The sequence below is a fragment of the uncultured Campylobacter sp. genome, from assembly GCF_938045775.1.
Classification (GTDB): Bacteria; Campylobacterota; Campylobacteria; order Campylobacterales; family Campylobacteraceae; genus Campylobacter_B.
The window spans coordinates 1-7,943 of the sequence record NZ_CALIBH010000048.1 but is presented as its reverse complement, the minus strand read 5'-3'; the positions used below and the strand labels follow the sequence as shown (position 1 = coordinate 7,943).

Genomic DNA, 7,943 nt, shown 5'->3' with positions numbered 1-7,943 from the left:
CGATCGCTGCGACATTTGCCTCACCGCTCCGTTCCGCTGCATTTAAAATTTTAGGCTCGCTTACGCAGATTAAATTTGCCCGCAGCTTGCCGTCCAAACTCGCGCCGCAAAATTCCCGCTCGCAAACGTTTTGAAATTTCGGAGCCTGCGCGCTGTGTCTCCCAACCTGCGAGCGATAAAATTTCGATCCGTCCTCGCCGCAAAATTCCTGCGCTGCCGTGCCGTCAAAATAAAATGCCTCGCCGATTTGCACGCCTTTATCCGCGCAGCCGCAGACGCCTATGTTTAGCGCAAAGTCCACGCGCCGCGAAAGTAAAATTTCACCGAAGCGCTCTGAATTCTGCGCGGAGTTAAAATTTAAAATTTCAAAATTTTCAGTCGCATTTTGCGCGGAGCCGGCCTCTGCATCGCCGCCGCAGAGCGCGCCCGCGTCCAAACGATGCTTAAATTTTGCGTCCGCACCGCGCCGATCCTTGCGAAGCTCGCGCCCGAATTCTACGTCTGTATCGGCACGGCAAATAAATTCTGCGCCGGGTTTGCTCTTAAATTCTGTTTCTATGCCGCCTGCAGCGCCCGCTTCAAATTTAGCTCCAAACCTCACGCCGCAGATGTATAAAAGCATCTGCTCGCCTGCGAATAGATCGCCGCTGCGAGTAAGTTTAAAACTCTCGATTATCGCTTGGGCTTCGCAGCGCAAAGCCGTGCAGATTAGTATCATCGCCGCCCCTTCCAAAAGCGCAATTTTAACAATTTGAGCTATAATGTAAGATTAATTTGCACAAAAGGGCGAAAATGAACGATCTCATCACCATCACGGGCGCGCGCGAGCACAATCTGAAAAATATAAATTTGCAAATTCCAAAGGACAAACTCGTCGTTTTTACAGGTCTTAGCGGCAGCGGCAAGAGCACGCTGGCGTTTGATACGCTATATGCCGAGGGGCAGCGCAGATACGTCGAGAGCCTAAGTAGCTACGCGAGGCAGTTTTTAGACCGCGTAGGCAAGCCCGACGTCGATAAGATCGACGGTCTGACGCCTGCGATCGCGATCGATCAAAAAACGACGTCGAAAAACCCGCGCTCGACGGTGGGCACGATCACCGAAATTTACGACTATCTGCGCCTCTTATATGCGCGCGTGGGGGTGCAGCACTGCCACAAATGCGGCAAGCCGATCTCAAAGATGAGTTCCAGCGACATCATCGCCGAGATTATGAAGCTGCCGCGCGGCGCGAAGGTGATCTTGGGCGCGCCCTTAGTGCGCGAAAAAAAGGGCAGCTTCGCCGATATGTTACAAAGCTTGCGCGAGCAGGGCTACGTGCGCGCCCAGATCGACGGCGTGCTGGTGCGACTGGACGAGGAGATAGAGCTAAGCAAGACGAAAAAGCACTCGATCAAGGTCATCATCGACCGCACGATCATCGACGAGGAAAATTCCATCCGTATCGCAAGCGACGTCGAAAAGGCGCTCAAGCTCAGCTTCGGCGAGCTTGAGGTTGAGATCGCAAACGCCGCCGAGCTGGGGCTTGCGCAGAGCCTGATCCACTACAGCGAGCATATGGCGTGCTTTGATTGTAAAATTTCATTCAAGCCGCTCGAACCGCTCGCGTTTAGCTTCAACTCTCCAAAGGGCGCGTGCGAGAGCTGCGACGGGCTGGGGATAAAATTTAGCCTCGATCTGGGCAAGATCATCAACGAAAACGCCTCGATCGAGGGTGGCGCGATCAAGGTGATGTCGGGCTTTAACAAGAGCTATTATTATAAATTTCTACTTGGATTTTGCGAAGCAAACGGCATAAACGTCAAAATACCGTATGCAAGCTTAAGCGAGGAGCAAAAAAAGCTGATCCTCTACGGCAGCGTCAAAGAGATCGATTTTTACTGGAAAAAACATAAGCTCGTGCGAAAATTTGAGGGCGCGATCAAATACGCCTACGACCTGCTCAAAAACGAAAGCGATCTGGACGATTATATGAGCGAAAAAATCTGCCCCGACTGCGGCGGGCTGCGCCTGCGCCCCGAAAGCCTAGCCGTAAAGGTCGCAGATAAGGGCATCGGCGACGTGATAAATATGAGTATTGCAGACTGCGTGGAATTTTTCAGCGACGAGAAGCGGTTTTCAAATTTAAGCGAAAAGGATGCGCAGATTGCGGCGCCGATCCTAAAAGAGATCAATGAGAGGCTGTTTTTCTTAAAGGACGTTGGGCTTGGATACCTCACGCTTGGGCGCGATGCGCGCACCATCAGCGGCGGCGAGGCGCAGCGTATCCGTATCGCAAGCCAGATCGGTTCGGGTCTTAGCGGCGTGATGTATGTGCTCGATGAGCCTAGCATCGGGCTTCACGAGCGCGATACGCAAAAGCTCATCAAGACGCTACGAAATTTACAGGAAAAAGGAAATTCCGTAATCGTCGTCGAGCACGATAAAAAGACGATCGAGGCGGCGGACTTCGTCGTAGATATCGGCCCTGGGGCGGGCAATCTAGGCGGCGAGGTCGTATTCGCAGGAGACGTCGCTCATCTGCTTAAAAGCAATACGCAAACCGCGCTGTATCTGAACAACCAAAAGGAGATAAACTACCAAAAGCACCGCAAGCAGGAGCTTTGGCTAAGTATCAAAAACGTAAATATCAATAACATCCACGGCCTTTGCGCAAAATTTCCGCTGCGAAATTTAGTCGGCATCACGGGCGTTAGCGGCAGCGGCAAGAGCTCCTTGGTGCTACAAACCATACTGCCTACCGCGCTTGAGGAGCTAAATCGCGCTAGAAAGGTGCACGCGGTAAAGGACGCTAAAATTTCGGGGCTTGAGAGCCTGGATAAAGTGATCTATCTGGATCAAACCCCGATCGGACGCACTCCGCGCAGCAATCCTGCGACCTACACGGGGGTGATGGACGATATCCGCGCGCTTTTTGCCGCGACGAAGGAGGCACAGCTGCGCGGATACAAGATCGGCCGCTTCAGCTTCAACGTCAAGGGCGGGCGCTGCGAAAAATGCGCGGGCGAGGGCGAGATCACGATCGAGATGCACTTCCTCCCCGATATTAGCGTCGTTTGCGACGTTTGCCACGGCACGAGATACAACGCGCAGACGCTTGAAATTTTATACAAAAACAAAAGCATAGCCGACGTTTTGGCGATGAGTATCGACGAGGCGCTCGAGTTTTTCAAAGCCGTGCCTAAAATTTATCAAAAGCTAAAGACGCTCGCAGACGTCGGGCTCGGCTACGTTTCGCTAGGCCAGCCCGCCACGACGCTTAGCGGCGGCGAGGCGCAGCGCGTCAAGCTCGCCAAAGAGCTAAGCCGCACCGACACGGGCAACACGCTATATATCCTAGACGAGCCCACGACGGGGCTACATTTTGCAGACGTAGATCGCTTGGTGGCGGTGTTACATCATTTGGTCGATCTGGGAAATTCCGTCTTTGTGATCGAGCACAATTTGGACGTCATCAAAAACTGCGATTATATCATCGACATGGGGCCCGAGGGCGGCGAGGGCGGCGGACAGATCGTCGCTTGCGGCACCCCAGAAAAGCTCGCAAAAGATTTCAAAAAGACGGGTAGCTACACGGGGGAATTTTTGGCGCAGGAGCTAGCGGCGATGAAGAGCGCGAGCAAAAATAAGCGAGGTTAAAGCGCCTTATCGGGGGCAAGAATGGATCAAAGCAGGCTTGAAGAATTAAAAAGGCTACTGCAAAAGCGGCATCAAGAGCCGAAGCGGGGCTTGGAACAAAATTCTAACGGCGAAAATTCTAAAGCCTCGAATTTTGAAACCAAAAATTCTGAAGTCTCGAATTTTGGAGTTTCAAATTCCGAATTCCTGAATTTTGAATCCCCGAATTCCGAAGTCTCAAATTCTAAATTCTTGAATTATAAATCTTCAAATTCCGAAGCTTCAAATTTTGAAACCCCGAATTTCGCTCCTGGCGCTTTAAATTTAGAAACCGAAGCAGATCAGAATTCTGTCTGTGAAAACAGCGCAGAGCCGCAAAATTCTATCTCGGATGATAGCGGCTTTTTGCAGCATAATCCCAAAGCTAGAGATTACGACAAAGATCCGCTAATCATAAAAGATCATACTTATTATGACTATATGAAATACTCTATAGTTCCTACTATGGTAGGCTTGTTAATGGCGCTTGCATTTGCCACTATTGTAAATCCCATAAACATTAAAATGTTTCGCCTCCTTCCTTTGGTCTTGGTAATATTCGTAACAAATTTTATGAATAGAGACGGCGCGTACTTCGTGTTTTATAACGATAAAATTTTATATTACAATAAAAATAAGATTCGTAAAACGTTCGAGATAAATACAATCGGCGCTATGGCTTTAAGTTTTGATTGGAGATGGAGCTGGAAACAAAAAATACCTATTTATATAAAGGTTTTTCTTGTTCTTTGGTTTTTGCTCGGTTGGCTTGCGACGGGAGAGCCAATCAATGGCGTGGCGATAATCTTTACCTTTTGTTTCTCCATTTTAACTACCAAAGCCTATATGCATCTGCTTAACGGTAGCCTCGGCTTTTTCGGTCTTCAGGATCAGCTTGTGCTTTATAAGGAAAACGCCGAGGTCGAGATATTAAATATCTTGATGGCGAATAAAGAGGAATATCTGCAGCTGAGAGATTATTTTATGCAGACGATGCAAAAAGATATAAACAATCTAGCTCGCACGATGTCGATCTTCAACGAAAAGATAGAATTTAGAAAATTTAAATTTTAAAATTTGATTAGATTATGTATTTTAAAATTCCGTACTAGTTTGCTTTTTTTTGAGATTAAAATCCCTCTGCTACAATGTCGTAAAGATATCCTACTGTTTCGTCGTTTAAATTTAGTGTCTTTTTGCTTTGTAAAAATTCTAAAATTTCATCCTGCGCAAAGCCTACTCTTTGTGCGCAATGCTCGTGCGCAGGCAAAAAACCGCGGCATAGCGCGATATTTTCTAAAATTTCTTCATCGCATAAAAAACAATATGGTTCGTCGTGCAAGCGCCCCTCAAATTTTAAAATTTCGGCGTAGCTTTCTACGATTATGCGACGCGGATTTTGTTTGCCAAAGCGCATAGCAGCGTGGTTTAGCAGCTCGTAATAGAATTTATCCAGATGCTCGGCATCTTTTAGATGCGCGTGTAAAAGCCGCATGAACTGCTGCCAAAATAGCAGCTTCTCGCGGCTTCCGAGCCACGCGTATCCTAGATGCATCACACCGCTAAGACGAGGGAGGAAGTTTTGATTTTGCGAGAGTTCGAAGTCGATTTTATAGCCCTGGATGATGTTTGAATGGCGCGCGCCGTAGAAGCGATACACACGCACGAGCGCGCTTTCGCTCAGCACGTCTACGATACAGTCCTCGTCCCTAACTTTGGTCGTTTTTAATATAAATCCTTGCATTTTCCTATTTTAGCGAAATTCACATATAAATTTAAATAAAGAATTTTAGGTTATAATCAGAAGTTTCATTTCATAGAATTTAAAGGAAATCATATGAATTTTGGAGATCTATTTTCAAAAATACGCAGGACGCAACCTGCGCCGAGCGAAGCTCCTACGCACTGGATAAAGTGCCCGGGATGTGGCGCACTGATGTATAGCAAAGAGGTCGAGCAAAATCATAGCGTTTGCCCCAAGTGTAACTATCACCTTCGTTTTGGTGCGCAGGCTCGCATTGATCTGATCTGCGATGAAGGCTCTTTCGTGGAGTTCGATAAAAATTTGCAGCCCATAGATCCTCTAAAATTCGTCGATAAAAAATCCTACAAAAAGCGCATCTCCGAGAGCAAAGAAAAAACGGGCAGGTTTAGCGCGGTGATCGCGGGCGAGGGCGCTATAAGTAGCCAAAAAATTCAGCTCGTGGTGTTTGATTTTAACTTCATGGGCGGAAGCCTGGGCTCCGTGGAGGGCGAAAAGATCGTGCGTGCCGTAAAGCGTAGCCTCGATAAAAACGAGCCGCTAATCATCGTAAGCGCAAGTGGCGGCGCGAGGATGCAAGAAAGCACCTTTTCGCTGATGCAGATGAGTAAAACCTCTGCCGCGCTTAAAATTTTATCCGAGCATAAAATTCCATTCATCTCCGTTCTTACTGATCCTACGATGGGCGGCGTGAGCGCGTCATTTGCGTGGCTGGGAGATATCATCATCGCAGAGCCCGGCGCTCTTATCGGCTTTGCCGGGCAGCGCGTCATCAAGCAAACCATCGGCGCGGATCTGCCGGAGGGCTTTCAAAGATCGGAATTTCTGCTCGAGCACGGTCTTATAGACGCGATCGTGCCTAGAGCTGAGATGAGGCAGTATCTAAGCGATATAATAAATGTGCTTAGCAAAAACGCTGTGCAGATTGACGACACGAGTGACAAATCGCTGCACGAAGAGGGAAGCGAAGAGTAGTGCAGATAACGGTAAATTCCATCCAAAAGGGCACGGACGAGTTCGCAGGCGCAATAAGCGATTATAAAAAAATGGCGGCTAAATTTGCCGCGGTGCGAGATGAGACGTTTTTTAATGCTAATATCGCTCGTGCCCAGAGCGCGTCTCGCGAGCTCGCACTTATGGCTTACGATGAAGCTTATCTACCGCGCCTTAGCGGATACGTCGTAGCTTTGGATGAGTGCGGACAGGAGCTAGATAGCATGGAATTTGCGAGTATGCTAAAGGATAAAAGTAGCGTGTCATTTTTCATCGGTGGCGCTTATGGGCTTAGTGAAAATTTTAAGGCAAAAGCCGATAAAATAATCAGTCTTAGCAGGCTTACGTTAGCGCATAAAATCGCTAAACTTTTGCTCTTTGAGCAAATTTTTCGCGCATTGTGCATTAACGCAAACCATCCATATCACAAATAAAGGGAAGTAATGAAGAAAAACGAGTTGAAATTTTACAAGAAAATTTTAGAAGAAAAAAGAGAGCAACTCATCGCCAATATTAATAGCTCTGTAAATGAAATTTCGGAATTGCGCGAAAATAAAGCCGCGGATGATTTTGACGTAGCGAGCATGAATACGGATTTAAGCATCGAATACTCGCTCAATGTTAATCAACAAAAGGCGTTTTTAGAGATTGAAAGCGCGCTTAAACGTATCGAAAACGGCACTTATGGGCTTTGCGAAAGCTGCGGCGAGCAGATAAGCTTAGAGCGTCTTAAGGTAAATCCAGAGGCGAGATTGTGCATTTCGTGCAAGGAACAGGCGGAAAAGCAAAATAGGAGTTAGCTATGAAAACCAAGCAATTCTTTTTATATTCGATCGTCTATATCGCAATCGTTGCGATTTTAGTTTTTACGCAGCAAAGCAGTAGTTATACACTGGGGCTTTTCGGTTTTACGCTTACGCTTCCTATTGCAGTGTGGATCGTACTGCCGTTAATTTTATATATGATTTTGGCGATTTTTCATATCGTTTTTCATAGCTTCGCGTTTTACCGCACAAAAAGGGCGATCGCAAAGGATCTAAGTGCATACGATGCGATGAGTAAAGAGGTTTTACTGGGTCTTGATACCAATAAAGACTTTAAAACCGAGTATTTTAAAGACCCGAGCGAGCTTACTAAAATTTTATCTCCGTGGTACGATAGCACCGGTATAGATGTCAAAAATGAGGATCTAAAAGAGGTCATAGGCGTTATCGAGAAGGTTAAAAACGGCGAAGTGGCGGATCTGCGAAAATATAAACTTCCTAAAGATAACGGACTATTTTTGCAAAACGAGCTCAACCGCCTCGACGCTGAGCCTGCGTATGCGTATGAAATTTTAAAAACCAAGGGCGTTTATAGTGAAAATATCACTAAAAAAGCCTATGCCATAGCGCTTGCCAAAGGAAGCTACGATAAGATCAAGGCCTATAAAATTCCTCAAGACATAGCCGAGGTAAATATTTTAGTGGATCGCGCGGTGAATGACGCGAGCTTTGAGATCAGTAGCGAGGAGCTTTTTGATCTTGTAAAT

Annotated in this window: 8 protein-coding genes; 6 read left to right on the top strand and 2 right to left on the bottom strand. The window is 47.1% G+C overall.

Annotated features, from left to right (window positions below):
• On the bottom strand, positions 1 to 718 hold a 718-nt coding region (locus Q0238_RS01420; protein WP_297942161.1), incomplete at its 3' end, for a hypothetical protein.
• Positions 719 to 792: 74 nt separating this feature from the next.
• Here Q0238_RS01420 and uvrA point away from each other — a divergent pair.
• Positions 793 to 3,639, top strand: coding sequence for an excinuclease ABC subunit UvrA (gene uvrA / locus Q0238_RS01415; RefSeq protein ID WP_297942159.1), 2,847 nt, complete (start codon positions 793 to 795; stop codon positions 3,637 to 3,639).
• 21 nt (positions 3,640 to 3,660) lie between these two features.
• Positions 3,661 to 4,731: a hypothetical protein gene (locus tag Q0238_RS01410; protein ID WP_297942156.1), complete on the top strand. Its 1,071-nt coding sequence runs from the start codon at positions 3,661 to 3,663 to the stop codon at positions 4,729 to 4,731.
• Positions 4,732 to 4,786: 55 nt separating this feature from the next.
• On the opposite strand, the gene recO is transcribed toward Q0238_RS01410, so the two are convergent.
• Entirely contained in the window at positions 4,787 to 5,401 is a 615-nt protein-coding gene (recO, locus tag Q0238_RS01405; RefSeq protein ID WP_297942154.1) for a recombination protein RecO, read from the bottom strand.
• A 93-nt stretch (positions 5,402 to 5,494) separates the two neighbouring features.
• Between recO and accD the strand changes: the two genes are divergently transcribed.
• The 4 genes from accD to Q0238_RS01385 all read left to right on the top strand — a co-directional run.
• A complete protein-coding gene (accD, locus tag Q0238_RS01400; protein WP_297942153.1) occupies positions 5,495 to 6,394 on the top strand; it encodes an acetyl-CoA carboxylase, carboxyltransferase subunit beta in 900 nt (299 codons plus the stop codon).
• Positions 6,394 to 6,846 (top strand): 23S rRNA (pseudouridine(1915)-N(3))-methyltransferase RlmH, encoded by a 453-nt coding sequence (locus Q0238_RS01395; protein ID WP_297942151.1) that lies wholly within the window; start codon positions 6,394 to 6,396, stop codon positions 6,844 to 6,846. The genes accD and Q0238_RS01395 overlap by 1 nt, the downstream gene beginning before the upstream one ends.
• 9 nt (positions 6,847 to 6,855) lie before the next feature.
• Entirely contained in the window at positions 6,856 to 7,212 is a 357-nt protein-coding gene (gene dksA, locus Q0238_RS01390; protein ID WP_005872423.1) for an RNA polymerase-binding protein DksA, read from the top strand.
• A 2-nt stretch (positions 7,213 to 7,214) separates the two neighbouring features.
• Positions 7,215 to 7,943 (top strand): LapA family protein (locus Q0238_RS01385; RefSeq protein ID WP_297942148.1); only part of this gene is annotated, 729 nt, incomplete at its 3' end.

What these genes read in the sequence shown, in the direction of transcription:
- uvrA (WP_297942159.1), top strand. Translation starts at nt 793, where the DNA reads ATGAACGATCTCATCACCATCACGGGCGCGCGCGAGCACAATCTGAAA.
- Q0238_RS01410 (WP_297942156.1), top strand. Translation starts at nt 3,661, where the DNA reads ATGGATCAAAGCAGGCTTGAAGAATTAAAAAGGCTACTGCAAAAGCGG.
- recO (WP_297942154.1), bottom strand. Translation starts at nt 5,401, where the DNA reads ATGCAAGGATTTATATTAAAAACGACCAAAGTTAGGGACGAGGACTGT.
- accD (WP_297942153.1), top strand. Translation starts at nt 5,495, where the DNA reads ATGAATTTTGGAGATCTATTTTCAAAAATACGCAGGACGCAACCTGCG.
- dksA (WP_005872423.1), top strand. Translation starts at nt 6,856, where the DNA reads ATGAAGAAAAACGAGTTGAAATTTTACAAGAAAATTTTAGAAGAAAAA.